Below are 23,352 nucleotides of genomic sequence, written 5' to 3'. Positions count from 1 at the left end.
CTGTTTCCTCCTATTCTGGGTGTTTACTTTGGTAGTCAGTTGCTTGTTCGAAGGCATAAGCCGTCTTGTAGAGCGTGGATTCATCGAAGTAGTTACCAATTAATTGGAGACCAATTGGCAAGCCATCTTCATCAAATCCGGCTGGAACCGACATGCCTGGCAGGCCAGCTAGATTGACCGGCACGGTTAAGAGGTCAGCCATGTACATTTGTAGCGGATCATCGACACGCTCACCCAACTTATAAGCGGGTGTTGTGGAAACAGGTCCTGCAATGACATCGTATTTTTCAAAGACAGAAGCCAGCTCTTGACGGAGTAGGTAACGCACCTTGCCTGCCTTGTTGAAGTAGGCATCGAAGTAACCGGATGATAAGGCGAAAGTCCCCAACATAATACGCATCTTAACTTCTGATCCGAAACCTTCAGACCGTGTGCGCACATAGAGATCTTCCAAGTCCTTAACATTTTCTGCCCGGTAGCCGTAGCGAACACCGTCAAAACGTTGGAGGTTAGAAGAAGCTTCTGATGAAGCAAGGATATAGTAAGCAGGAATGCCGTATTTTAAGTGGGGAATGCTGACTTCTTCAACAATAGCCCCTAATTCTTCTAATTTAGCAATGGCTTGACGGACATTTTCTTGTACCTTTTCATCGACGCCTTCAGCGAAGAATTCTTTTGGTACAGCGACCTTGAGTCCTTCAATACCGTCATCAAGGTTTTGGCTGTATTTAGGTACTGTCAAGTCAGCTGTCGTTGAGTCGTGGTCATCATGGCCAGCAATGGCTTCGAGAATAATGGCATTATCTTCCACAGTCCGGGTCATTGGCCCAATCTGGTCAAAAGAGCTCCCGAAGGCAATTAGCCCCCAACGAGAAACCAGGCCATAAGTTGGTTTTAGACCAACAATCCCTGTAAAAGCAGCCGGTTGGCGGATAGACCCCCCAGTATCAGAACCTAGAGCAGCAACGACTTCGCCCCCAGCGACAGCCGCAGCTGAACCACCGGAAGAGCCACCAGGAACTCGGTCGGTATCCCATGGGTTGCGGGTTTGACCGAAATAAGAAGTTTCCGTAGACCCGCCCATAGCGAATTCGTCCATATTTAGCTTACCGATAATAATAGCCCCAGCAGCTTCTAAGCGGTCGCAGACCGTTGAATTATAGACTGGAACAAAATTTTCCAACATCCGGGAAGCGGCTGTTGTCCGCAAGTTTTCCGTCACGATGTTGTCCTTAATCCCCAAAGGAATCCCTTGTAGGGGACGGTCGGTGCTGTAGCCCGCTTCATCACTCGCCTTAGCGGCTTCGAGTGCCGCTTCTTCATTCAGAGTGATAAAAGCATTGTAAGTTTCATCTAAATCTTTGATGCGAGCGATGGTCTCTTCAACTAGTTCAACAGCTGTAATGTCGCCATCGACTAATTGTTGGTTCAGGCCACGGATTGTTTCCTCAAATCTCTTACTCATTAGGCATTGTCCTCACTTTCATCGATAACTGTTGGTACACCAATAAAACCATCACGAGGGGTTTGCGCATTCTTCAAGAGCACGTCAGCGCCAGGGCCTGGTACAGGCTCATCTTCGCGCAAGACATTTTCCAGGTCAATCCCCCAGGTCATAATCGGCGTATCCGTTGTATCCACTTCCTCTAACTGGTCTACCATGTGGATAATATTTTCGAATTTGTCGGTAATTTTATCAATTTCCTCATCCGTAAAGGATAATTTTGCTAATTTTGCAACATGCTGAATTAAATCTTTGTTTACTTCCATGTTGTCGCCTCCTTAGTCGCTTACTTTATAACATTACATTTAGGTCAAAATTTGAATGAGCTGGTTGAGCAAAAGATGGTGGTTCAAGGCCACATCTTAACTGGAAAAACTCCAGCAAAGACTGTCATCCTTCTTATTTTATCATAATCAGAAAGGGGTCACAACGGCAAGGATCCTACAAGTCTTTAGGAGATCATTTCATAAGTGAAATTATTCTCGCCCGCTTGCCTTTCCATAATGGCACGTACGCCACTCGGTCCTTCCACGCGGATGCTAATACTTCCTCGATTGTTCCTAAAGATTGTATTGGCCGTGTTCATGGTATGTTGGACCAGGGCAACGAGCTCTGAATAGCTATCGAACTGGGTATTGATTTCAATATCAATCTGGCTCAAGCGTCCTTCTTCATATGTTCCTACCCCAGATATCCCACTCAGGCGAGGGAAGAAATCTTCAACTTCGGAAGTGAAACGTGCGAAGGCTACATTATCCTCTTCAGCCGCTGCATCATCAACGCCGAAGACCAAGTGCTGGGTGTCATAGTTCTCCCAGTCCGAGAAGGCCGTCCCGGCTACCGAAACCACTTCGGAAGCATAAGATCCTCCGGCTAAACTATCGGTAGGACCATTGTAGAAGAGGGCCACTTGAATAGGAAGTTTGGCATATTTTTTATCCTTGCGAATCCGTGCCACCACTTCTTCTGCAATCTGCTTGCCATGTTCCAAGGCTTGGTCCTTGTCGATACTTATTTTTTCCTGGCTTTCTCCATTGCTGAAGGTATCTTCTGAATTGAGAGCTAAACCAATAGTGACTCCTTCAAGCTGATAGTTATCTTCATCGTCTTTTTTCATAAAATTATATTCTAGAATACTGTTGAGATACTTAGGCTGGTAATCTTCTCGCTTATCCGAAGCACTGCCTTCGGGGTTGAGCCCCTCTGGATTGTCTTTAGTCTTAGCCCCTAACCACTGGTTGGCCATTTCTCGTGTAATCAACTGACCTTCTTGGAAATAATATTCTTCCGTCGAGAATTGCCCCTCTGCGATCCGGTAGAGGCCCTCTTCAAAGTTGCGTAGGTTGGCTTCTGAACTTGGCCGGGCCATCAAGCCCCGACTCTCACTCATCTTATAATGGCCATCTTCAATCGCAGCTGGGTAATGGTTAATGGAAAGAGCCGGGACATCTTGTTCTTCAGCTTGCGAGGCTTGCCCACTGTTCTCCTGGGCCTGACCTTCCTCGACTTGGTCTGGGCCCTGGCAGCCCGCGAGAGCCAGGGCCAGACAGGCGAGCAAGCCCAATTTATGGTGTAATCGTTTCATGACTCATTTTTCCCCTTATTCTAAAAACTAGTTTCTCTTATTTTAGCATAATTCTCTGGCCAGGTCTTTAATCGAGACGGTCAACCATATCGCCTTCTGTAAAAATCGTCACATCCAAATCCTGAGCCTTAGTCAGCTTACTCCCTGCATCAGCGCCAGCAACGAGAATATCCGTATTCTTAGAGACAGATCCGGTCACCTTGCCACCCAAGGCTTCAATGGCTGCCTTAGCTTCCTGGCGCGTATACTGGTCTAGCTTACCTGTCAGTACCACTGTCTTCCCTTGCCAGAAGGAATCCTGGTCGGCGACGCTTTCCGGGCTAGCACCTAAATAAGTCATATTAAGGCCACTTGCGCGCAAGCGTTCAATCAAGGCTAGGACCTCATCATTAGCGAAGAATTCTTCGAGTGAGTCAGCGATAATTTCACCGATCCCATCAACGCTTAAGTAGGAGGCCTTGTCAGCTGCAATCAGTTCTTCCATACTAGGAAGATGAGCGGCCAGGTCTTTAGCGGCCTTAGCTCCGACATGGCGGATACCGAGTGCAAAGAGCAAGCGTTCCAGAGAATTCGCCTTGGACGCTTCAATGGCCGTCAAGATATTGTCAGCAGATTTATCGCCTACCTTATCGAGATCGAGTAAGCTTTCCTTGTCTAATTGGTAAAGGTCTGAAGGGTCGCCGACTAGGTCACGGTCATAAAGCTGTTCTAGTAAGCGGGGGCCTACCCCACTGATATCCATAGCATTGCGGGATACAAAATGGTAGAGCTTCTCCTTGGCCTGGGCCGGACAAGCTAGATTCACACAGCGCAGGGCAACCTCATCCTCTAAATGGATCAAATCACTGCCGCAAACGGGGCAAGTTTCGGGAATTGCATAGGGCTGACTATCAGCTGGCCGTTCGTCTTCTAAGACACGGACCACTTCGGGGATGATATCCCCTGCCTTATGGATAATGATTTGGTCGCCCAAACGCAAGTCCTTGTCCTGGATCAAGTCAGCATTGTGGAGGCTGGCACGCTGCACCGTTGAACCAGCTAAGAGAACAGGCGTCATCACCGCTGTTGGAGTGACGACCCCAGTCCGACCTACCGTCCACTCAATATCCTTTAATTCGGTCTGAGCTTGTTCGGCTGGGAACTTATAAGCAATGGCCCAGCGCGGTGCCTTGACGGTATAACCTAGAGCTTCCTGGTCTTCAAAACGGTCCACCTTAATCACAATGCCATCGATTTCATAGGCGAGCTCATGACGTTTCTCTTGGACCTCATCCACATAAGCCCAAACTTCTTCAGCTGTCTGACAGATCCGGTAATTAGGATTAACCCGCAAACCCAGCTCGGGCAAGCGGGCTAGGAGTTCAGACTGGCTAGACACACCCAGTGACTCATCAAAGACGCCGCTGTAAAGAAAGACATTCAGTTTTCTTTGGGCCGTGACCTTAGGATCGAGTTGGCGGACCGAACCAGCTGCCGAATTACGAGGATTAGCAAAGGTAGCCTGTCCCGCCTCTTCACGCTGTTCATTCAACTGTTTGAAAGAAGCTTTGGGCATATAGATCTCCCCGCGCACTTCCAGGTCTTGATCCTCCCGCAAGCGCATCGGCACGGCCGAGATCGTCTTCACATTCGCCGTAATATCTTCGCCTACCGTCCCATCGCCCCGGGTAGCCGCCCCTTGATAGGCGCCCGCTTGGTAGCGAATCGAAACCGACAGACCATCAATCTTCATTTCACAAACAAAGCGGGGCATAAAACCTAAACCCCGTTCCACGGAAGCCATGAAGTCTTCTAATTCCTGACGATCGAAAACATCTCCCAAAGATAACATCGGCGTGGGGTGTTGGACTTTCTCGAAACGATTATCTAACTTATCCCCAACGCGTTGGGTAGGTGAATCAGCCTGAATATAATCTGGATAACGAGCCTCCAAGTCCTCTAAACGTCGGTAGGCTTGGTCGTAGTCCGCATCAGTCACGCTCGGTTGGTCTAAGACATAGTACTCATAGGCATAGTGGTTCAATTGCTCGGTCAATTTTCGAATTTCTTCTTTAGCATCCACTGGCTTTTGACCCCTCCTTCTTAAACTTTCTCAATCGGCGCAAAGGCTGCTAACAAGCGTTTGATTCCCTGCGCTTTAAAGGCAATATCTAATTCTTGGTCATTCCCCTCGCCGGTCACTTTGACAACGGTGCCTAGGCCCCACTTCTTATGCTGGGCCTTGTCGCCAACCCGCCAGGCGGTTTCTTGTTCCGACGACTCGCTTTGACTTTGCGGCTTGTCAAAGACGGAGCGCTTGGCTTCCTTAGCTTGTCGGTCGTAATAAGTCTGGGCCCCTGCCCGTTCCTGGCGCTTGCCTTTGAGGTAATTGCGGTAGGACCCAGCTGTCGTAGCTTGACCTTGACCAAAATCGAAGGAAAAGCTGGTCGCTTGCTTAGCAGATTGGTCGAGATGTTCGGCATCGATCTCTTCAATAAAGCGTGAGGGAGCATGGGCTTCACGCTTACCATAGAGCATGCGACTGTAACTATTGCTGAGGTAGAGTTTCTCTTCAGCACGGGTAATTCCAACATAGGCCAAGCGCCGCTCCTCCTCTAATTCATCTGGGTCTTGAGCTGCCCGGGACAAGGGGAAGAGACCTTCTTCCATACCGATCATAAAAACAATAGGAAATTCCAATCCCTTAGCCGCATGGAGGGTCATCAGGGTCACCTGGCCGCTAGTGCTTTCTTCCTCTTCGCCTGTATCTGCTACCAGGGAGAGGTCGGTGAGAAAGGCTAGTAAGCGGTCTTCCTCAAGTTCAGGGGCCATTAAATCTTCCTCATCCAATAAGCGGTCCAAGGTGTCATCGCCAAAGAGACTGATTGCCTCTTGCTTTTGAGCAGATGGCCCAGGACCTTCTGGCAATTGGATAGCTTCCACTTGGACCGGCTGGCCTTGGTCATCTGCCTCCGCTGCGACTTGCCGGTTGCCCGCTTCCTCCTGACAACGCTTATCAAATTCATCCGCAACGGAAAGGAATTCCTGGATATTCTCCAAGCGCGTCTGGGCTTCCAGAGTCTTCTGATTTTCTAGGTCTTCCTGGTAGCCAGATTGGTCTAAAACCTTCTCTGTTAGTTGGCGGATGCTGAGCTCAGCCCGTTCCTGGTTAAGGTCAGCTAGCATCTGCGCAAAATTTTTCAGCGATTTAGCGGCCTTACCAGAAATCGGTGCATAATCAACATGACCTGCTGCCTGCAAGAGGGTCAAGCCCTGGTCACTGGCAAATTGGCGCAATTTATCCAAGCTGCCTGGCCCTACGCCTCGCTTAGGTACATTCACTACCCGGGTAAAGCTGAGATTGTCTTGGGGATTAGCCAGTAAGCGTAAATACGCTAGGATATCTTTAATTTCTTTACGGTCATAGAATTTCAAGCCCCCGACAATGCGGTAAGGCAGGTTAGCCTTAACCAGGTTTTCTTCGACCACCCGTGACTGAGCATTGGTCCGGTAGAGGACGGCTATATCCTTGTACTGGTAGTTTTTTTGGAGGGCCTTTTTAATTTCTTCAATAACAAAGTAACTCTCATCCTGCTCAGTTTGTGCCCGGTAATAATGGATCTTCTCGCCTTGGTCATTGTCTGTCCAGAGGTCTTTTTCTTTGCGCTTCTGGTTGCGACCGATCACATCGTTAGCTGCAGCCAGGATCGTCTTAGTAGACCGATAATTCTGTTCCAAGAGAACGACTTTGGCTTCGGGATAATCCTCTTCAAAATTTAGGATATTCTCCATATTAGCCCCCCGCCAGCCATAGATGGACTGGTCGGCGTCTCCCACCACACAGATATTCTTGAAGTAATCGGCCAATAGCTTGACTAGGCGGTACTGGGCTTCATTAGTATCCTGATATTCGTCTACATGGATATATTGGAATTTCTGCTGGTAGTAGCGCAAAACTTCCTTCTGTTCTTCAAATAAGCGTACCGTATACATGATTAAATCATCAAAGTCCAAGGATTGGGCCGCCAATAATTGTTTCTGATAGGCTGCATAGCACTTAGCCACGATATCTTCAATCAGGCCAGAATGCCTATCTGCATACTGGTCAGGCGTCTGCAAATTATTCTTAGCATCCGAAATCTTGCCCAAGATCATCCGTGGCTTGAACTTAGTCGTGTCAATGTTGAGGTCTTTCATCACTTGTTTAATTAAGGTCTGCTGCTCAGCTGGATCAGCAATGGTGAAGGAGCGCGAAAGGCCGATTGCTTCTGCTTCCCGTCTGAGGATACGGACACACATGGAGTGGAAGGTTGCCACCCACATAGCCTCTGCACCTTGACCAATCAACTGGTCCACCCGCTCGCGCATTTCTTTTGCAGCCTTATTGGTAAAGGTAATCGCCAGTAGATTCCAAGGGCGAACATCCTTCTCGCTTAAAATATAGGCCATCCGATGGGTCAAGACCCGGGTTTTACCCGAGCCTGCCCCAGCCATAATCAAGAGCGGGCCTTCGGTACACTGCACAGCTTCTTTTTGTTTATCGTTGAGTCCTTGAATTAAATCTTCCCTGCTTGCCATCTTAGTCTCCCTTCACTAAATACTTCTCAAGTCTATCATTTATCCCTCGCCCCTTCAATCACCAGGGGCCTATCAAGACAAGAAAAAAGGCCTGATCAAAGGCCTTCTTTTGGGGTAGCTTTACTTTAGTTGGGTTCGAGGATGCAGATAGGGCTCCTCTTCATAAAAGTTCGTCGAAGGCTCATAGCCTTCTCTTGCCTTTTACTCCAGAGGTCCCTTTCTCCCGCATCCTCTCACACCCTGCTTAGTTGGGTTCGAGGATGCAGAAAGGGCTCCTCTTCATAAAAGTCCGTCGAAGGCCTTCAGCCTTCTCTGGCTTTTGCCTCCAGTCATTCCTTTCTGAACGCCTCTGCTCACACCCTATAGTCGGGTTCGGGCGCGCAGAAGTGGCTCCTCTTCTAACAGCGCTCCCTCACACCCTCCGTTAACTATTGATTTGGTTGAGTATGAGTTGGTTCATCCAGATTCTTACTTGTTTGCGGGCGTTGGGATAGTCTGCTTCTTCTATGGCACGGATGAATTCGGGATAAACGTCCGAGGTTTCATTCCGTTCTTTTGCGAAATTCCGTTGGTCTGCTTTGACATTTTTTAAGTAAAGTTCATGCAAGGTGGCAATGGTACTTAAGCCAATTTGACGGAAGTAGGAGTTGGAATGATAGAAGGCTAAAAAGCGAAAGAGCTTGAACTCTGCCGCATAATAAGTTGCATCATCTTCCGACTCTCGTCCCCGTTCCATTTCTTCAACTATCTCATGCAATTCTTCCTTGTCTACATGAATATCCTTATTTTGCATGTGTTGGAATAAGTGCATAGCCATCAGCTCAACAAACTGTAGCCGCTCGACAATAGCCGTTGAAGTTAAAGAAGATTTGATTACAACCGCTCCCTTATAAGGTTCAATCTTAACATAACCTTCTTCTTCAAGTTGGGCCATTGCACGACGTACAGGCGTCCGGCTCATCCCTAACTTGTTGGCGATTTCAACTTCCTTCAAGTGGGTATCAGGCAACAAAATATTATTATCTATACGTTCTTTAAGATACTCATAAGCAGTATCTTTATAGCTTTGCGTCTTGGCCACCAAATTCCCCTCCAATCGACTGTTAGTTGATTTTAACTTACTTTTAATATAGCACAAAGAATTAAAAATGCAAAGTTTAAAATATTGTATTTTTATCTAAGTTATCATATTTTGTTAAACCATAGCTTTCGATGATTTCAATTAATTTTTCTGCATAGTGAGGATCTGTTGCATAACCTGCTTCCTGCAAGGCGTAAGCCGCTGTCTTGTAATCTTCAGCTTGACGCACTGGCAGGTAGAGGTCTGGGTTCCAATCGGTTCCCTCCTGCATCAAACGCCCATGGTCAGTTACTGCTGCCTTCCAAGAAGGGTAGACCTTAAAGGGGGCCTCCACCGTCTCATAACCAGCCGCCGTATATTCCTGGGTTGGCAAGTTGACCGCCCGCTCACTCCCATAAGCCTTCCGCCCAAAAAGGTTATTATAGTCGCGGGCGAGCTGGCTACGGCCAAAGTCCGACTCAATCGCTGCTTGAGCCACAACCAAGCTAGGTAGGACGCCCGACTTGTCGGCATTGGCAGCCGCATACTGACCAATCTCATCCAAAAATTCCTCTGTCGTCTGATCTTCCTCATGACTCTCTAATCTTATAGATGGCCAAATTAGGAGCCCTAGCGCAAAGACAAAAAGCGCCCCTAGGAGGATTTTCTGCCTCCGCGAGCGAGCTGGCTGCTTCCATAATTTAATTCTTTTTAATCGAGACTTTTTGCGCTTTGCCATAGCATTCCTCCTTCCCTTCTATTTTACACAATTGAACAAGAAAAAGAAACTTTACTCCCCCACCCATCAAGTAAAAAACTGCACCCTTTACCCAGGCAGAATGCCTGCAAGGATGCAGTGAATGGGAGGATTGCTAGCCGCCCAGATAGGCTTTTTGGACTTCTTCTGAATCTAAGAGTTCGCTACCGCGACCTTCTGCCGTAATCCGGCCGACTTCAAGCACATAGGCATAGTCAGAGATCTCCAAGGCAGACTTGGCATTCTGTTCAATCAAAAGCACGGTTGTCCCTTCTTCTTTGTGGATCTTTTGGATAATCTCAAAGATTTGTTGGATAATAATCGGCGCAAGCCCCATAGAAGGCTCATCGAGCAAGAGTAACCTTGGCTTGGCCATCAGAGCTCGGGCCATAGCTAGCATCTGCTGTTCCCCACCGGAAAGGGTCGCCGCATCTTGGTTCAAGCGCTCCTTTAGAATGGGGAAGAATTCAAACATATGTTCAATATCTTCAATGATTTGTAAACGGTCGGTCCGTGAATAAGCGCCCATCAAGAGGTTTTCATAGACGGTCATCTTAGGGAAGACATGACGGCCTTCTGGTACCTGTAAAATTCCATTGCGGACGATTTGAATGGTCGACATCTTCTGTAAGGGCTTGCCTTCAAATAGGATTTCCCCTGTTGTGGGCCGCAAGAGACCTGAGATGGTCTTGAGTGTCGTCGTCTTACCCGCCCCATTCGAACCAATCAAGGAAACAATCTGTCCTTCTTCAACTTTGAGGTCAATTCCTTTGAGAGCCTCAATCATGCCGTATGAGACATGGATATCTCGGATATCTAACATTTTAATCGACACCTCCTAGGTATGCTTTAATCACGCGGTCATCCGATTGAATTTCTTCTGGGTTCCCTTCTGCAATCACCTTACCGTATTCTAGAACATAGATACGTTCGCAAATATTCATAACCAAGGACATGTCATGCTCAATCAAGACTACTGTAATCCCCAATTCATCCTTGATGCGGTGGATTAATTCGGTTAATTCTGCCGTTTCACGCGGATTCATCCCGGCAGCTGGTTCATCCAGGAAGAGTAACTTCGGTTCAGTTGCCAAGGCCCGCACAATTTCCAAACGCCGCTGCTGCCCATAAGCGAGGTTCTTAGCCTTCTCATTAGCTAGATCTTCTAGGTTAAAGACTTCGAGCAGTTCGATGGCCCGGCGGTAGAGCTGGTTGCGATTCCGGTAGTAAGCGGGTAAACGCAAGACACTAGTTAAGAAGCCAGCCCCATGTTCTGTATGGAGGGCAATCAATACATTCTCTAAAACCGTTAGATTAGCAAAGAGTCGAATATTCTGGAAGGTCCGGCCGATACCTGCCTGGTTAATCTTCTCAGGTTTCGCTCCGGAGATATCTTGGCCAGCCAATTCAATATTGCCGCTGGTCGGTTCGTAAACCCCAGTAATCAGGTTAAAGAGTGTGGTCTTCCCAGCCCCGTTTGGACCGATCAAACCAATTAGTTCATTACTCTCGATTTCTAAATTGACGTCGGAGACAGCCGTCAGACCACCAAATGTTTTGGTCAATTGATTTACTTTTAGCAAAGTCATCTTAATCCTCCTTTTTCAATTTAGAATATTGTTTCTTCTGTTTAAAGAAAGGTGAAAAACGCAGTTCAAATTCTCCCATCAGGCCAGATGGTTTAAAGATCATAATGGCAATAATGGCTAGGGAATAAACAATCATCCGCAACTGACCGTAAGGCGCTAGGATAACGTTCAGTAGCTCTAAGAGAATGGCAGCCGCGAAGCTCCCCGTGATCGAACCAATTCCCCCGAAAACAACAATAATTAAGATATCAATAGATTTTTGGAAGGTAAATTGGCCCGGTGTAATCACGCCAAAGTAAGAAGCATAGAGAGTCCCAGCAATACTTGCAGTCAAAGCCCCTAAGACAAAGGCAATGGTCTTATAGCGGGTCGTCTGTAGGCCAACTGATTCCGCGGCAATCTCATCTTCACGGACGGCAATCATTGCCCGCCCTGGACTGGAGTGGATAAAGTTCACAATAATCAAAGTCGTAATGACAACAAAGACATAGAGGGTGATCCAGTTAACATTTTGTGGGATCCCAGCAATCCCGGCTGCCCCATTAGTAATCTCGAGGTTCATAATGGTAATCCGGATAATTTCCGCAATCCCCAAAGTAGCAATAGCCAGGTAGTCCCCACGCAAGCGCAGGGTGGGAATCCCAACCACTAGGGCGAGGACAAAAGTAATCACGAGGCCTAGGCCCATGCCTAGGAACATCCCTTGGACACCTGGGATAGCCTTGGAAACTAGGGCGGCACTGTAAGCCCCGATTGCCATAAATCCGGCGTGTCCCAAGGAGAACTGACCAGCATAGCCGACAATCAAGTTCAGTCCCACCGCAAGAATAATATTAATACCAATCTTCATCAGGATATTCTGTGTAAAGGCAGTGACTTGTCCCGTCCAATAAGAGGCTAAGATAAAGGCAAAGACCCCAACAATAAGACCTATCCATGACAGACTCGACTTAGTAAAGAAATTTTTAGCCCAACTGTTCGTTCTCATAAAACCACCTACACTTTCTCTTTAACTGTCTTACCGAAGATTCCGGTTGGTTTCATCAGTAAGATAACAATTAATACGCCATAAACTACGGCATCCTTCCAGGTTGACAAGCCGATCATGGAGACCATGGTTTCAATACAGCCGATCAAAAGGCCGCCTACCATGGCACCTGGAATCGAGCCGATCCCACCAAGCACCGCCGCAACGAAGGCCTTGATCCCTGGGGTAAGCCCCATCAGCGGTGAAATAGAGTTGTAGTAAATCCCAACTAAGACCCCACCAGCACCAGCCAAGGCAGAACCCAAGGCGAAGGTAAAGGAAATCACATGGTCGACATTAATCCCCATCAAACGGGCAGCTGTCTCATCAACGGAAACCGCCCGCATCGCCTGGCCCATTTTGGTTTTTTGAACGGTAAATTGGAGGCCTGCCATCAGGATAATAGTAACGATTAAAATTAAAAGCTGTTGAGTACTCACGGCGACAGAGCCAATCTGTAAACTGTAGTTGGGCAAGTTAGTCGGGAAAGCCCGAACTTCAGGCCCCACCAAATAAATCATGACATTCTGTAAGAGATAAGAAACACCGATTGCTGTGATCAAGGCTGAAATCCGAGCTTGACCACGCAGGGGCTTATAAGCCAGACGTTCGACAATCATCCCCAAAATTGCTGTAAAAATCATGGCAATTAAGATACTTGGCAAAACTCCGAGACCTGTCTGTGTTACCAAACTAAAGCCAACGAAAGCCCCCACCATATAAATATCCCCGTGGGCAAAGTTAATTAGCCCAATAATGCCGTATACCATGGTATAGCCCAAAGCCATCAGGGCGTAGATGCTCCCGAGCGATACCCCATTAATTAATTGTTGAAAGAAATTAGCCACTTTGATCCGTCCTCCTTTTATAACTGATCAGTTTACGACCACTCACTATCAAAGAGAGAAGACAGTTCACCTGGAAAGCACGCGTCTCTCTTTGGTGTCCTGTCCACTTGGTCTCATGAACTTGTCTTATTCTGGATCAATCGCTGTTGAATCAACGACCTTTCCATCCTTAGCCTCTAGGATAAAGGCTGTCTTCACTGTATTATGCTTGTCGTCAATTGAGAAGGTCCCAGTAATCCCTTCAAAATCTTTGGTTTCTTCCAGAGCTTGACGCACATCTTCCCGCTTGTCTGAACCGGCACGCTCCATGGCGTCAAAGGCAAGGTAAGCGGCATCGTAAGCGAGAGCCGCGAACATATCAGGCTCTGTCCCGTATTTGGCCTTGTAATTATTCATGAAGTCCTTGGTCCGCTGGGGTGAATTCTCGTCGGCAACAAAGTGGGCTGCATAGTAAATATCGGTAAAATTCTTCTTACCAGCCAAGTTTACAATTTCTTCATTACCAAAACCATCAGGCCCTAGGATTGCAGCTTGAATGCCCATTTCCCGGGCTTGCTTAATCAAGGGACCCGCTTCTTCATAATAACCTGCCACGAAGATCACATCCGCATTCTGGCGCTTCACATTGGTCAAGATGGCGCTAAAGTCCGTCTCCTTGGTCACATAACTTTCATCCGCTACAATTTCACCCTTATAGGTATTTTTGAATTCATCGGCTAAGTTTTGGCCATAATCTGAGCCATTATCTTTAATAATTGCTGCTTTTTGGAAGCCTTTTTGGTTGGCGAAGGCTCCTAAGGCGGCCCCTTGGAAAGAGTCTTGAAAGCAGGTCCGGAAGACTTCTGGCAGGGTCTTGTCTTCGTTATCTAGGGTGATGGTATCCCCCGTCGCAGTCGGGGTAATCATTGGGGTTTGGCTCTGCAGGGCAATTGGAATCTGAGCCTCAACACTCCCCGTCGTTGCCGGCCCTAAGAGGACAGCAACATCTTCTAAGTCAACCAAGCGAGCAGCCCCCGTGGTCACTTCTTCTGGAGCAGACTTATTGTCATACTCTTCATATTCGATTTGTTTGCCGTTAACCCCACCTTGAGCGTTCTTCTCATCGACGGCTAGTTTAATGGCGTTATTTTGAACAATCCCGTAGGCCGACACCCCACCTGATAATTCCAGATTTCCTCCAATTTTAATGGTGTCGTATTCTTCTTGCTCCCCACTAGCTGGTTGGGTTGCTCGAGTGGAGCAGGCTCCCAACGTCAGGGCGCTCATCATTATTAAAATAAATTTCTTGATTGACATGCCTGAACCTCCTTGTGTTTTTGCTATGAGATATAGTTTAGAATTTTCAGACAATTAAGTCAAGCTTTTTTTAAGAAATCAATCAGAATTTTATCATCTTTCTTATCTTTTTAATAGAATGTTTCTATTAAAAATAAAAAAGCAGCCGCTGGTGCTGCTTTTCTATTTATCTACTTATTAGTATCGGTGACGGATAATTAAATCTTATTCCACCCCTTTGAGGGCTTCAACCATATCTACCTGCTTCAATTTATGGTGCATGATTGCCATAACGATAAGTGAGAAGATTAAGGTTAGAAGGCTGGCATAAAGATAGGATAAGCCTTGGATTTGTGCCGGGAAGATCATGATATCCACTTCGACTGTCTGTAAGATATAAGTGGTCAAAATTTGTCCCATAGCAAGTCCGGCTAGGATACCTCCCACTGTCAACAAGAGGGTTTCCCGATAGATATAGAGGGTGACCTCGAATGGATAGGCGCCCAGTACCTTGATAGTTGATAATTCTCGGATCCGTTCCGAGACATTAATATTGGTCAGGCTATAGAGCACAATAAAAGCGAGGATAGCTGCCGCGATAATCAAGACCAGGGTCACTAGATTCAAAGTTTCCAAGGTTTCATTGAACATATTCCGGAATTGGTCAATGTTAACGACCGTGACAATCCCCTCTTCTGCCATCAAATCATCGATGACCTGGCCCTTCTTCTCAGGCGCATTATCCTTTAATTTTATTTCCACCTGGTTTTGACTAGGCAGGCTACCGATTAAATCTTCGTAGACCGACTGGCTCATAAAGACATCGTGCATGATGTAGCTTTCAAAGACCCCCTTAACTGGCAAGTCCACCACTTGACCATCAGGATCTTCCAAGCTGATAGAATCACCTGCTTTGATATCCAGAAGTTTAGCTAGTTTGTGGTTGATAAGAACCCCATCTTCAGGCAGGGGCATTCTGTCCCCTGTCGCCACATCTGCGAGAGCATAGAAGTCCTGGTAGTTAGAATCAGGGTCCAAAGCATGGAGGGAAACGGTCTGTTGGTTGACCCGGTCGTCTGTTGTTTGGTAGCTAGCCGTATAGAGAGGTAGGGCATCTGCCACCTGGTCGTGCTGGTGGACGGTCTCATTCAAGTCAGCCACTTCTTCTTCTGACAACTTAGGCTGATATTGAACAATAGCTTGGGCATGCTCGAGATCGATGAATTGACGATCAGCCAAGCCAGATATGGAGTCCGATATCCCAAAGCCCGTCAGCAGGAGGGCAGTTGACCCAGCCACCCCAATCAGGGTCATGGCATTACGGCCCTTGTAGCGGAAGAGGTTACGCAAGCTGATCTTATTATTGAAGCTAAGTTTTTGCCAGAAGCAGGTCCAACGTTCCAAGAGAATCCGCTGGCCTTCTTTAGGGGGCTTAGGCCGCATCAGAACGGCCGCTGGTTCGGTTAGCGAATTGCGGGTCACCAACCAGGCCGGTCCAACGGTTGTCAGGAGGGAGATGCTGAGGGCAAGGAGGAAGTCCTTCCAGTAGAAGCCATAGTAGACTTCCTGACCTAAATCGTAGAGCATCCCGTAGGCGTTGACAATAATATTGGGCAAGAGATAATTGCCCACTGCCACTCCCAACAAGGTCCCAATGACGCTAGCCAGTCCAGCATATAAAAGAAACTTAATGGCGATTTCGGAAGACCGGTAGCCTAAAGCCTTGAGCGTCCCCAATTGGATTCGCTGTTCATCGACCATCCGCGTCATAGTTGTGAAGCTCACCAAGGCAGCCACTAGGAAAAAGATGACTGGAAAGACCCGGGCAATGGCGGCAATCCGGTCTGCATTGTCCTCATACTCACTGTAACCGCTCAATTGGCTGCGGTCATTGACTTGGTAGTTAGGAGCCTCCATTTCATCCTTATAAGTCTTGGCCTGGTTGAGTTTTTCCTGGCCTTCTGCTAAGTCTTTTTCTTTAGCTTGGATATCCTCTTCGGCTTGCTTAAGGGCTTCCTTGCCTTGGTCTAATTGTTCTCTAGCTTGGGCGAATTGAGGTAAGTTAGCAGCTCCTTCTCCTAGGCCAGCAGTCACTTGCTTCAATTGGTCTTCTTGACTCTGCAAACTTTCCTTCTGCGCCTCAACCTGATCCTTGGCCTTTTGAATAGCTTCTTGGCCTGGTTTCAAGTCCTCCTCCGCCGCTTGGATATCTTCGTCTAAATCTTTTTGTTGTTCTTGATAGCGTTCCTCTGGCCGACCATCCAAGGCCGCTTCGATATCCGCCTTAGCCTGGTCAACTTTTTCTTCATAAGCGTCGCTATAAGCTGGATAATCTTCTAGGCCATCGACTTTGAAGGCCAGCTGGCTGTACAAGTCCCCGGTAAAGACCTCGGGCTGAACGACCGCAAAGCCATCGATAGTTCCCTTGCCGATAGGGCTATTCCCCCGGGCACTCTGGTCAATATACATCGGTGAGGTCACAAAGCCCACCACCTTGAAGCGGTTGGAGGCTAGGCCTGGGGCTTGGTCATCGCCTTCCTGGTCAGGATCAGCTAGTTCGATTTCATCCCCGATTTGATAGTTGAAGCCCCCTTCTTCAGCTAAGCGGGCATCCAGAGCCACTTCATCCTTATTTTCAGGGAGACGGCCAGACCGTAACTTGTACTGGTTAACCTCGCCCATCTGGTTAAAGTTCGGCAAGAAGCGTAAAAGAGTCTCTTGTTTTTTTTCTTCTCGGTCGACACTGCGGTAGGGATAGGCCTGGATGCCTTCCAAGTCATCCACCCGGTCAATATCTTCATCTGTAAGTCCCCAGTCAGCTTGCAGGCTCAGGTCCTGTAAGTGCTGGTCTTGGAAGTAAAGATTAGCGGTCTGACGCATATTTGGAGCTGCTGCTCGGATCCCTACAAAAAAGCCTGCCCCTAAGAAGATAATTCCCAGTAAGGCAATGAAGCGAGAAAAACTATTTTTAATCTCGCGTAAACTATCTTTCCATAAAGCTGTTCTCTTCATAGCCACCCCTACCATTCAATCTCTGCAACGGTCTTGGGCTCTGTTTGTAGATAGCTATCTGCCACCTGGCCGTTCTTGATCTCAATAACACGGTCAGCCATCGGGGCAATGGCACGGTTATGGGTAATCACGATGACTGTTGTCTCCTCTTCACGAGACTGCTTCTGTAAGAGGGCGAGGACTTGCTGACCTGTTTCATTATCCAAGGCCCCTGTCGGCTCGTCGCAGAGAAGGAGCTTAGGATTTTTGGCTAGGGCTCGAGCTATGGAAACCCGCTGCTGCTCGCCCCCAGACAATTGGGCAGGAAAGTTATTCTGCCGGTCCGTTAAGCCTACTGCTGCCAAAGCCTGATCAGCAGCAATGGCTTGTTGGGCAATCTGCTCACTTAATTCAATGTTTTCCCGGGCGGTCAGGTTGGGAATGAGATTATAGAATTGGAAGACAAAACCAACATTATCCCGACGAAACTTAGTCAATTGCCGGTCGTTAAACTGGCCAATTTCCTGGCCATCTACCCAGATTTCACCCGATGTGGGCTTGTCCATTCCCCCTAGAATATTTAAGGTTGTCGATTTACCAGCTCCTGATGGTCCCAGAATGACGACAAATTCTCCCGCTTCAATTTCAAAGCTCATATGGTCATTTGCCTTCACCTGGGACCGGCCTTCACCATAGGATTTAACGACATCTTTGAATTCGATATATGCCATAGTTGACCATTCCCTTTCTTCATACAATATGTTACTTTGTTAGTATATCAATAGAAAAAACTAGCTGAAAATAAAAGCAATTAAAATAAATAAATTTAAGGAGTTCTTTATGATTTACGACGTGATTGTCATTGGTGGAGGGACTAGCGGTCTCATGGCAGCTTGTGCCGCAGCTCAAGTTGGTGCCCAAGTCCTCCTCTTAGAAAAAAATCCCAACCTAGGCAAAAAGCTCTTGCTCACTGGAGGGACCCGGTGTAATGTCACCAATAAACGTCCCGCCCGCTATATTATCGACCATATTCCAGGCAATGGCAAGTTTCTCTACAGTGCCTTCTCGCGTTTCGATAACAGCGATATTATGGCCTTCTTCGAAGAGCGTGGCGTCGCCCTTAAAGAAGAAGACCACGGCCGCATGTTCCCTGTCTCAGACTCAGCCAAGACTATCCTGCAGACTTTTATAGATGAATTGAAGCATCTAAAAGTGGACATTATCTGCCAGGCCAAATTGAAAGAGCTAGAGATCCAAGGCGATGAAGTGACGGTCCACTTAGAAGACCAGCGGCAATTTCAGGGGCGAACAGTGGTTTTAGCTATGGGGGGCCGGGCCCACCCGCGAACAGGATCGACAGGAGATGCCTACCCTATCTTAGAAGGTCTGGGCCACACCATCCAAGCTATCTATCCCACCGAAGTTCCCCTAACCTCTTCAGATCCCTTTATCAAGAAGAAAAGGCTCCATGGCCTCTCCCTGCGCGATGTCAAGCTGACCGTCCTAGATGCCCAAGAAAAGCCAGTCGTTAGCCATAAAATGGATATGATCTTTACCCATTTTGGGGTCAGTGGGCCAGCCGTCCTGCGCTGTTCCATGTTCGTTCAAAACTTACTCCGCCAAGGCCAGCAAAAAACTGTCCATATGAAACTCGATGTCCTACCTGGCCGCAGTAAGGAAGAGCTCATCCAAGCCTATGCTGACCTCCAAGCGGACTATAAGGCCAAGGCTATCCGCAATGTCCTCAAAGAAGTCGTCCCCGAGCGTTATGCCGAGTTTCTCTGCCAGAGAGCCAAGGTCCCTGCCCTGACCCCCTGCCAAGACCTATCCAAGAAGCAGTGGGCCGCCTTAGTCCATGAGCTCAAGGGCTTTAGCTTTGAAGTCGATGGCAGCTTATCGATCGATAAAGCCTTCGTCACAGGAGGCGGGCTCACGCTAGATGAGGTCGACCCCTACTCTATGCAGAGCAAGTTCCATCCCCAAGTCTTTATCTGCGGCGAACTTCTCGACCTCAACGGCTACACAGGCGGGTATAATATCACCGCCGCCTTCGTCACAGGCCACGCAGCCGGCGAAAGCGCCGCCTACCAAGCCTTCAGCATGGCCTAATCAAATAAAGACAGCACCGCCTAAACTCGAACGTTCAAGCGGTGCTGTTTTTTAGTCGGCCCGGTAAATCAATACCTTCAAATAATCACTTTCCGGACTGTGAGCTGGCACAGGGAAATCCCCGGGCAATTTAAATTCTTGAATAAGACGTAAAGAGCGCTGGGCTTTCTTAGCGCCCTTTTCAATATCAGATTTAAAAGCAGCCAGGCTATAATTGGAAGCATTGGTGCTGCAAACCAAGTCCCCCTGACTGGATAGGATTCCTAAAGCCTCCGCCACTAATTTAGGATAGTCTTTGTTCACTTTGAAAACTTTTTTCTTATTCCGGGCAAAGCTCGGCGGGTCCATAATGATCAAGTCATAAAACTTGTCATGGCGCCGGGCATACTTATAGTAATCGAAGGTATCCATGACGTAAATTTCCTGGTCGGCTAAGGGGATACCATTAGCCGCAAATTGTTCTTCTGTCAAGTCACGACTGCGGTTGGCTAGGTCGACACTGCAGGTTTGGCTGGCCCCAGCTAGAGCTGCTGCCACTGAGAAGGCGCCGGTATAGGAGAAGGTGTTGAGGACTCGGCGACCTACTGCTAGTTCGCTCTGAAGATAGGTTCTCACCTCGCGTTGGTCCAAGAAAATCCCCGTCATCCAATGGTCATTAAGTCGAACCACATAGCGACGACCCTCCTCCAGGACTGTAAAATGCTCAGGCGCTTCCTCTCCAGCCAACCATTCACTGGCTAAGTGATCCTGACTTTGGAAGCGGTTCTTCCCCACAATCCCCCGACAAGCTGGCAGGACTTCCTTAAGGGCTTCAACGATGCTTGCCCGATAGGCATAAATACCTAACGAATACCATTGAATCAGTAGGTAGTCCCCATAGACATCGACACTTAGCCCACCCAAGCCATCGCCTTCCCCATTAAAGAAACGAAAGGCTGTTGTTAGCTCATCATCGAATAGGTCTTGACGTTTAGCCTTGGCTCGGCTAAAAATTTGCTTGAAAAAGGACGGGGCGAGAACCTGGTCTCTTTGGTAACTATAGACCCAACCCAAGCCCTTATTCTGCTTAGCCAAGTAAGCCATAGCGAGAAAGTCTCCCTTGGAATCGGTCAAATAAACCTGGTCACCTTCATTAAAGAAGACTTCCTCCATAAAATCATCTGCCTGCAAGAGAGGCCTCCCCTGGCGCAGGGCTTGAGCTGCTTCTTGTTTTAATTTAACGGTCATCTTGATTGTCACAATCTTCCTCCTTTGCTTTAGGAAAAGTCAGGATAAAACGGGTCCCTTGGCCAGGCCTACTCTCAACCTCCACCTGGGCACCATGGGCATGGATCAGTTCATGAACAATAGCCAAACCGAGTCCTGACTCCCCATAGGCCGATGACTTACGTGATTCATCTGCCTTGTAGAAGCGTTCCCAAATATTGGCTAATTCCTCTTCCGTCATCCCAATCCCCGTATCGATAATTTGAATTTCTGTCGCTTCACTCGTCTCGCGGGCTTGCAGCTTAACATGGCCTTGGTCCGTGAATTGGATCGCATTTTGAGTAATATTAAAGAGGATTTGCCGGAGCCGGTCCCAGTCCGCATAAACTTCTGTCTCATCCGAACAATCGATCAGAATTTGGTCTTCCTTGGACTTAGCTGCCTCATCCAGTTGAAGGGCCAGGTCTTCCAGCATTTGCCGCAGCTTGAAGGTCATCGGCATAAGGAAAATTTCCTGCGAGCGGATCTTTTCATAGTCCAGGTTTTGGTTAACGAGCCGCGTTAAACGCTGGGTCTCATTGTGGACCAGTTCGATACTTCGGTCGAAATGTTTTTCTGGGATTAGGCCATAGCGCAAGCCTTCTAAGAGGCCGTTCATGGTGGTTAGTGGCGTCCGCATTTCGTGCGCCACGTCTAACATAAATTGCCGGCGAATATTTTCCTGGCGGTTAATCTCCTCAATCGAACCTTCAAGAGACGCCGCCATCCGGTTAAAGTCCCGGCTGAGGTCACCAATTTCATCATCATAGTCTTGGGGCAAGCGGACAGCATAATTACCATCCGCTACTTCCTTAGTTGCCTGGCGGATGCGGCCAATCCGCTGGTTCAAGAAGTAAGAAATCCCCAGGGCAATGACTAAAGCAGCCCCACCCACTAAGAGAGCCGCAACAAGAGTATCCATGCGCTTGCCTAAGAGGCGGTGGCCAAATTCAAAGTTATTCTTGCCAATAGCCACAAAGCCCTGGTAGCGATCGCCGTCGAAACGGGGCACAAAAGTGGCTAAGGCATCCCCATCTTCCTTAGAAAAGCCCATATCAAAGGCACGCATGGGCTGACGTGTCCCGCTCTTTAAACTGGCCAAATCTTGTTGGTCGAGATAGTTAGAGACAGGCTCTGTTCCCTGGCCTTCCGTCTTAGGATAGACGAGCTGGGCATCTTGGTCATAGAGAAAAACCTTAATGCCCGTGCTCTCTAAGAGCTCTTGCTTGTCTGCTAAGTAATCCGGGTTGACTGATGTTTCTTCAAAATAATCGGCCATTGAATCCAATTGTTGGGCCGTTTGATTTTGAAAACGTTCTTCCGGGATACGGATCATGACATAGGACAAGCCGGATAGGGTAAACAAAATCACAACAATAAAAGCTAACAAGAGTTGGTAAAAGTAACGCAAACTAATCCCCCTCAGTCTCGTCGAACTTGTAACCGACACCCCAGACAGTCTGGATCACCTGGGGCCCTAGAGCTTCCATCTTATGGCGGAGCTTCTTAATATGGGCATCAACCGTTCGCTCATCCCCGTAAAAGGGCTCTTCCCAGAGGCTGCTGAGCAGGTTTTCTCGGGTAAAGACTTGTTTAGGATGAGAAGCAAGAAGGGCTAAGATATCAAATTCTTTAGGCGTTAAATTCTTAATTTCTTGGTCATTATAATAAGCTTCCCGGGTCTTAGTATTAATCCGAATCGATTGGGTGGACACAATATGGTCTTGGTCCTGCTTTGCTCCCTTATCTTGGTCCTGGTCAACAGCCGCTAACTGGTCCTGTTCTTCCTGATAGCGGCGGTAGAGGGCCTTCATTCGGGCAATCAAGGTAATCGCGCTGAAGGGTTTAGTGACATAGTCGTCCGCCCCTAAACCCAGACCTAGGATCTGGTCACTCTCAGAATCACGAGCTGTGAGCATAATAATTGGTACCATCTTATTGCGCGCGCGGATTCGCTTACAGATTTCCTTGCCATTTAAAGAAGGCAGGTTTAAATCTAAAATAATCATTTCAATTTCTTCTTCATGGTTAAGAAAATACTCCCAACCCTCTTGACCATCAGCAATAAAAATGGCTGACCAGTCCTCTTCTGGTTCAAAGTACATGCCTAGCATTTCAGAAATCGAGGCATCATCTTCAATCATTAGTATACGCATTCAAGGTCCCCACTTTCTTTATCGTTCACAAAAATAAGTATTTTCTATGTGAGCCTTCAAAACTATTGTACCCTATTTAAATTAGCTTTGAAGTAAAAAATCTTAAAATTCTTTCGTGAATTTCAGCTTTTTTCGTTTATATATCTAATAGGAGGTGAGAATAAATGAATCAAGTTGCTTGTATCGGTCGTTTAGTCGTTGATGTTGAAATTAAAGAGTTTGCAAATGGCAATGCCGTCCTAAATAATCTCATTGCGATTAACCGACGCAATAGTCAAAAACAAGAAGCAGACTTTATTCCTATTGTCGCTTGGAACGGTACCGCCCGCCTAATCGCCAAATACCTTGAAAAGGGTGATGAACTAGGCCTAGTTGGTCGGATCCAAAGCCGGCGTTATGAGAATAAAGCAGGACACAATCAAACAGCGATTGAAATTGTGATCAGCGATGTCACTTTCTTACGTAAAAAAGTAAGCGACGCAGACAAGGTCATGACTATCCAAGTCGCTAAAGACTAATTAGAAAAATCCCTCCCCTAATAAAAACAGGCTGCGAAAAGGCAGCCTGTTGCTTTTTTATACTTTCAAATGGAGGAGGCGAGGATACAGAAACTTCTGCTCACACCCTTAGTCGGGTTCGCAAAGGCAGA

Annotated in this window: 19 protein-coding genes; 2 read left to right on the top strand and 17 right to left on the bottom strand. The window is 47.5% G+C overall.

From position 1 onward, the window contains the following. Window positions 1-10 precede the first annotated feature (10 nt). The 14 genes from gatA to HMPREF2626_RS00405 form a co-directional block, all read right to left on the bottom strand. Window positions 11-1,465: an Asp-tRNA(Asn)/Glu-tRNA(Gln) amidotransferase subunit GatA gene (gatA, locus tag HMPREF2626_RS00470; RefSeq protein WP_070616538.1), complete on the bottom strand. Its 1,455-nt coding sequence runs from the start codon at window positions 1,463-1,465 to the stop codon at window positions 11-13. Beyond that, window positions 1,465-1,770 carry an Asp-tRNA(Asn)/Glu-tRNA(Gln) amidotransferase subunit GatC gene (gene gatC / locus HMPREF2626_RS00465; RefSeq protein WP_067974773.1) on the bottom strand — a complete coding sequence of 102 codons (306 nt, stop codon included), beginning with the start codon at window positions 1,768-1,770 and terminating at the stop codon, window positions 1,465-1,467. The genes gatA and gatC overlap by 1 nt, the downstream gene beginning before the upstream one ends. A gap of 185 nt (window positions 1,771-1,955) precedes the next feature. Continuing rightward, window positions 1,956-3,089, bottom strand: a complete 1,134-nt coding sequence (locus tag HMPREF2626_RS00460) for a CamS family sex pheromone protein (protein WP_070616536.1) — start codon at window positions 3,087-3,089, stop codon at window positions 1,956-1,958. A 67-nt stretch (window positions 3,090-3,156) separates the two neighbouring features. Then, a complete protein-coding gene (ligA, locus tag HMPREF2626_RS00455) occupies window positions 3,157-5,151 on the bottom strand; it encodes an NAD-dependent DNA ligase LigA (protein ID WP_070616534.1) in 1,995 nt (664 codons plus the stop codon). A gap of 20 nt (window positions 5,152-5,171) precedes the next feature. Further along, entirely contained in the window at window positions 5,172-7,646 is a 2,475-nt protein-coding gene (locus HMPREF2626_RS00450; RefSeq protein ID WP_070616532.1) for a UvrD-helicase domain-containing protein, read from the bottom strand. 424 nt (window positions 7,647-8,070) lie between these two features. Further along, window positions 8,071-8,727 (bottom strand): GntR family transcriptional regulator, encoded by a 657-nt coding sequence (locus tag HMPREF2626_RS00445; RefSeq protein ID WP_070616530.1) that lies wholly within the window; start codon window positions 8,725-8,727, stop codon window positions 8,071-8,073. Window positions 8,728-8,803: 76 nt separating this feature from the next. After that, window positions 8,804-9,445: a glycoside hydrolase family 73 protein gene (locus HMPREF2626_RS00440; RefSeq protein ID WP_070616528.1), complete on the bottom strand. Its 642-nt coding sequence runs from the start codon at window positions 9,443-9,445 to the stop codon at window positions 8,804-8,806. A gap of 133 nt (window positions 9,446-9,578) precedes the next feature. Continuing rightward, window positions 9,579-10,286 carry an ABC transporter ATP-binding protein gene (locus HMPREF2626_RS00435; protein WP_070616525.1) on the bottom strand — a complete coding sequence of 236 codons (708 nt, stop codon included), beginning with the start codon at window positions 10,284-10,286 and terminating at the stop codon, window positions 9,579-9,581. 1 nt (window position 10,287) lies between these two features. Next, window positions 10,288-11,052, bottom strand: a complete 765-nt coding sequence (locus tag HMPREF2626_RS00430) for an ABC transporter ATP-binding protein (protein ID WP_070616523.1) — start codon at window positions 11,050-11,052, stop codon at window positions 10,288-10,290. A 1-nt stretch (window position 11,053) separates the two neighbouring features. Next, window positions 11,054-12,040, bottom strand: a complete 987-nt coding sequence (locus HMPREF2626_RS00425; RefSeq protein WP_070616521.1) for a branched-chain amino acid ABC transporter permease — start codon at window positions 12,038-12,040, stop codon at window positions 11,054-11,056. An 8-nt stretch (window positions 12,041-12,048) separates the two neighbouring features. Then, window positions 12,049-12,867, bottom strand: a complete 819-nt coding sequence (locus tag HMPREF2626_RS00420) for a branched-chain amino acid ABC transporter permease (RefSeq protein ID WP_070616657.1) — start codon at window positions 12,865-12,867, stop codon at window positions 12,049-12,051. Window positions 12,868-13,053: 186 nt separating this feature from the next. Next, window positions 13,054-14,223, bottom strand: coding sequence for an ABC transporter substrate-binding protein (locus HMPREF2626_RS00415; protein WP_070616519.1), 1,170 nt, complete (start codon window positions 14,221-14,223; stop codon window positions 13,054-13,056). 204 nt (window positions 14,224-14,427) lie between these two features. After that, the gene (locus HMPREF2626_RS00410; RefSeq protein ID WP_070616517.1) at window positions 14,428-17,214 is read right to left on the bottom strand and encodes an ABC transporter permease; all 2,787 of its coding nucleotides are present in this window, start codon (window positions 17,212-17,214) and stop codon (window positions 14,428-14,430) included. Window positions 17,215-17,222: 8 nt separating this feature from the next. Next, on the bottom strand, window positions 17,223-17,924 hold the full coding sequence (locus HMPREF2626_RS00405) for an ABC transporter ATP-binding protein (RefSeq protein ID WP_070616515.1): 702 nt from the start codon (window positions 17,922-17,924) through the stop codon (window positions 17,223-17,225). A gap of 109 nt (window positions 17,925-18,033) precedes the next feature. On the opposite strand from HMPREF2626_RS00405, the gene HMPREF2626_RS00400 reads away from it, so the two are divergent. Then, complete coding sequence (locus tag HMPREF2626_RS00400) at window positions 18,034-19,302, top strand: BaiN/RdsA family NAD(P)/FAD-dependent oxidoreductase (protein WP_070616513.1); 1,269 nt, start codon at window positions 18,034-18,036, stop codon at window positions 19,300-19,302. A 51-nt stretch (window positions 19,303-19,353) separates the two neighbouring features. Here the strand turns inward: HMPREF2626_RS00400 and HMPREF2626_RS00395 are convergent, their stop codons facing one another. From HMPREF2626_RS00395 to HMPREF2626_RS00385, 3 genes are read right to left on the bottom strand one after another with little or no spacing between them, the layout of a single operon-like run. Continuing rightward, window positions 19,354-20,541 (bottom strand): class I SAM-dependent rRNA methyltransferase, encoded by a 1,188-nt coding sequence (locus HMPREF2626_RS00395; protein ID WP_246818907.1) that lies wholly within the window; start codon window positions 20,539-20,541, stop codon window positions 19,354-19,356. Further along, window positions 20,519-21,958: a sensor histidine kinase gene (locus tag HMPREF2626_RS00390; protein ID WP_083294262.1), complete on the bottom strand. Its 1,440-nt coding sequence runs from the start codon at window positions 21,956-21,958 to the stop codon at window positions 20,519-20,521. Before HMPREF2626_RS00390 ends, HMPREF2626_RS00395 begins: the two co-directional genes overlap by 23 nt. A 1-nt stretch (window position 21,959) precedes the next feature. Further along, window positions 21,960-22,703 carry a response regulator transcription factor gene (locus HMPREF2626_RS00385; RefSeq protein WP_070616511.1) on the bottom strand — a complete coding sequence of 248 codons (744 nt, stop codon included), beginning with the start codon at window positions 22,701-22,703 and terminating at the stop codon, window positions 21,960-21,962. A gap of 164 nt (window positions 22,704-22,867) precedes the next feature. On the opposite strand from HMPREF2626_RS00385, the gene HMPREF2626_RS00380 reads away from it, so the two are divergent. After that, entirely contained in the window at window positions 22,868-23,221 is a 354-nt protein-coding gene (locus tag HMPREF2626_RS00380) for a single-stranded DNA-binding protein (protein ID WP_070616509.1), read from the top strand. The last annotated feature ends 131 nt before the right edge of the window (window positions 23,222-23,352 follow it).

It is taken from the genome of Aerococcus sp. HMSC062A02, from assembly GCF_001809535.1.
GTDB lineage: Bacteria > Bacillota > Bacilli > Lactobacillales > Aerococcaceae > Aerococcus.
Note: the sequence above shows the minus strand (reverse complement) of the source record. Positions and strands in the feature narration are given on the sequence as shown.